Source organism: Acinetobacter sp. NBRC 100985, from assembly GCF_000241225.1.
Classification (GTDB): Bacteria; Pseudomonadota; Gammaproteobacteria; order Pseudomonadales; family Moraxellaceae; genus Acinetobacter; species Acinetobacter venetianus.
Window position 1 is genome coordinate 1 of the sequence record NZ_BAEB01000041.1, and the last position, 3,377, is coordinate 3,377.

3 protein-coding genes and 1 pseudogene are annotated in these 3,377 nt (G+C 41.9%); 3 read left to right on the forward strand and 1 reads right to left on the reverse strand.

The window, feature by feature from the left end; all coding sequences use genetic code 11:
• The coding region (locus ACT4_RS14765; protein ID WP_034605263.1) for a hypothetical protein at positions 1-833 on the reverse strand (833 nt) is incomplete at its 3' end.
• 805 nt (positions 834-1,638) lie between these two features.
• Between ACT4_RS14765 and ACT4_RS14770 the strand changes: the two genes are divergently transcribed.
• From ACT4_RS14770 to ACT4_RS17145, 3 genes and pseudogenes are all read left to right on the forward strand, one after another.
• Positions 1,639-1,947, forward strand: a complete 309-nt coding sequence (locus ACT4_RS14770) for a hypothetical protein (protein ID WP_004963757.1) — start codon at positions 1,639-1,641, stop codon at positions 1,945-1,947.
• Between the two features lie 65 nt (positions 1,948-2,012).
• Positions 2,013-3,062 (forward strand): DUF932 domain-containing protein, encoded by a 1,050-nt coding sequence (locus ACT4_RS14775; RefSeq protein WP_004963754.1) that lies wholly within the window; start codon positions 2,013-2,015, stop codon positions 3,060-3,062.
• 149 nt (positions 3,063-3,211) lie between these two features.
• A pseudogene (locus ACT4_RS17145) lies at positions 3,212-3,377 on the forward strand (YqaJ-like viral recombinase); the annotation flags it as partial.

Sequence of the window (3,377 nt, forward strand, 5' to 3'; positions counted from 1 at the left end):
ATAATGATATTTTGTGCTAACTCAGGCGTAGATGGGGCAGTGAAATTCACAATAAGATCAGATGAGAAATTCATATTCTCAAAATGTAATTGTTTCGAGTCAGCATCGTAATAAACAAAGTTATCAATCGAACCACTTGGTCGATCATTGGGTGTATAGCTGCTCGGCATGAACTGACTTTGTGAAGAAGTCGCATTTAAACTGAGTTCTAAAAGCTTCAAGTCATAATTTAGATGGGTATTTTTTGTATCCAATTCTTTTTGAAGTGTCTGAATACGTTGTTGATATTGTTCGGTACTTTCAAATTGATCTTTTTTTGGTGGAATCACCTGCATTGTCGATCTTATATAATTGATGGCTGTATCATGCGCTGCACGTATGGAATAGTCGTCACCTAAAGCAAATGTGAATGCAGGAAACTGTTGACCTGGATGACCGATCACTAAAACCTGATTGTTTTTTAAAGCCAGCACATTTCTTAAATCATTGAGAACAGACTGGAAATGTACGCAATTTGCACAATAGTCAGCCACATCCGAATTTTCAGCAAACATCTGTAATCCAGAGATGGTTTTATACGGCGGATAAAAGGAAAAATAACCCTCGTCTTTGATGAGTTCCTGAAAGTTTTCTCCAGTCTTTGTTAGCGGAGGTGTAATTTGATTTCGAGCGATAATCAAAGGAGAAGAAACAGCCTGTCCAGGGGCAGCATCATTCAATGACATTTTTTCGATCTTTTGAGAAAGCTCTTCTTTCTGTACATCATCTTGTTGTGGTTTTGAGCAGCCGACCAACGCAAGGCTGGTGAGCAGCGCAATTGAAACGTATTTCATCCTATTATTTCCCCATCCAATATTTTTAAATTTTTTAAAATGAATTATGAAATTGACTGTAATTTCAAATACATTCTGCTTGGCTGTCATAGGCTCTAGCTAGGCTGTTACAGAGCACAATAAGGACAATCCGAATAAGCGGTACAGCACGTTCCATGATTTTTATCCAGCACAAAACACCACTGACCAAAAAGGATGCAGTAGTTAATTAATGCCTTGAATCAATCAGGGCACAGTGAAAGCATGTGATAAATGAATTGGAATGAAATGCCGAAGAGGCGGAGAAAGTGCAGGTGAATAAAGCACAGTAAATTGCATTATGGTTGACTCCTTGGAATTACAAGAAGTTCTGCCGAATCACTGTCAATTGATTATGGTGGCAGAACGAAAGGGGGTTGACAGACTGGGATCCAAGGAACCAGCACGCACGAGGCGTCCCCCTCTCGCCCTACCATAGAAAAAAGGGGGACGCGAGGGTTCCCACAACATACAAAATTACTTTCATATATCGTGCTGGATCTGCGGTCTGTCAAAACCGACTGACAATGTAGGTCAGCCCTTGCATCATAATCGTTGCTAAAAAACAGGTCAATTGATCTGTTTAAGCATCATTCAAAAATCACCTAAAACTGATGATAAAAAACGCATTCTAAAAAAATACAAATACATAGCATCTAAATGAGAACGGTACGTCTCCATTTGAGACCGCACCAATACATGCTTCAGTTACATCGCAATCATTTTGCCTGCTTCCCTCAGCAGGTTTTTTTTATTTCGCTCATTTTTTATTACAGGAATTATTCAGATGAGTTTGCCATGTCCTTATTGCCAGTCTAGAGAGACGGTAATGCTTGAATCAACCCAACATTTACCCAGTACCTCAACAAATAACTCTATCTCCAATAGTGTGATGTCACCAATGGCACTTGCCACATTAGGTGTCAGTGTTTCCAAAAGTCTGAATATTCCTCCGATTGCAGGCGCACTCGTTGGAGTGCTGATCGGTGGTATCTGGATGTTGATCACTGAAGATGAACAGCAACAACCCATTTCTCGCAGGCAGTATTACTGCAACAACTGTGACCGCAGCTTTAGCCCAAATTTACGCAATTAAGCATTTATCAAAATTCACAAACCAAACCCTTTTACCCATTTAAAATTGATACAGGAATTATTCTTATGGCACATTTAGTTGAAACAATGGCATTCACTGGACAAACCCCTTGGCATGGCTTAGGTAATCAACTTACCCCAAACCAACCGATTGAGGTCTGGGCACAGCAGGCAGGCATGGATTGGCGGATTGAATCCTCGGATGTCAGTTACATGGCTCAGAATCATCGGGGGCAGAGCATCATCATGCCTTTTGAGGAACAGCGAGTACTGTATCGTTCAGATACCCATGCTCCTTTATCTGTGGTCAGCCAAAGATTTCAGGAAGTTCAGCCCAAAGAGATTTTAGAATTTTATCGGGATCTGACTGAACAATCAGGCTTTGAACTGGAAACCGCAGGCGTGCTCAAGGGCGGTAAGAAATTCTGGGCACTGGCACGAACAGGGCAAACTTCCGCCTTAAAAGGTAAGGATGTCAGTAATGGCTATATTTTATTGGCAACCGCTTGTGATGGCACGCTTGCCACGACAGCCCAATTTACCAGTATCCGAGTGGTATGTAATAACACTTTGGCGATTGCCCTCAAAGGACAGAATACCAATACAGGTATTGTCAAAGTCCCTCACAGTACCAAATTCGATGCCGATAAAGTCAAACATCAACTTGGTATTTCAGTCCGTGCATGGGATGAACACATGTATGAAATGAAGCAACTGAGCCAGCGTAAGGTGACTCAGCAGGAAGCTGCTGCCTACTTTGACGCAGTATTTAACAATACTAATTTAAGCAGTGTCGAACAGGATGAAAGCATCATTCAGTTCTACCGCAATGCAGCGACGACGAATCAAGCCAACTCATCCCGATCAGACAATAAAACTGAACAGAATGGACGTGCCATGTCAAAAGTCATGACCATGTTTAACGGACATGGGCGTGGGGCAGAACTGAGTTCAGCCAAAGATACCGTTTATGGATTACTCTGTTCGATCACCGAATTCACCGATCATGAACGCCGAGCCATGAGTACCGATCACCGACTCGATTCTGCATGGTTTGGAGCAGGGGCAGCCATTAAGCAACGTGGCTTAGAACAAGCACTTCGAATGGTTGCCTAAATTCAGTTTCAGTTAAACCTTCTACATTAGCCTAAGCATACGGTAACACCGTACAAGCACAGCAACATCTTTAGCCGCACTCTCAGATGCTGCTTTTTTTATGCCCAAAATTCAGCTTTTACACTTTTACCGATACAGGAATATTTCTAATGAATAGCCATACTCAAATTCAAAACACTTTAAATCATCCACCATTACAGCCGTATTCACCAAACCTGAATCTACCCATCCAGAACTCATTGACTCAACAGGTTGAGGTAGGAACCCGAACCAAACGAGACCGATCGAATACGCAACCACGAAAAACCAAAACCG

Excerpts from the sequence above, each read along its gene's own strand:
- ACT4_RS14775 (WP_004963754.1), top strand. The coding sequence starts at position 2,013 with ATGGCACATTTAGTTGAAACAATGGCATTCACTGGACAAACCCCTTGG.
- ACT4_RS14770 (WP_004963757.1), top strand. The coding sequence starts at position 1,639 with ATGAGTTTGCCATGTCCTTATTGCCAGTCTAGAGAGACGGTAATGCTT.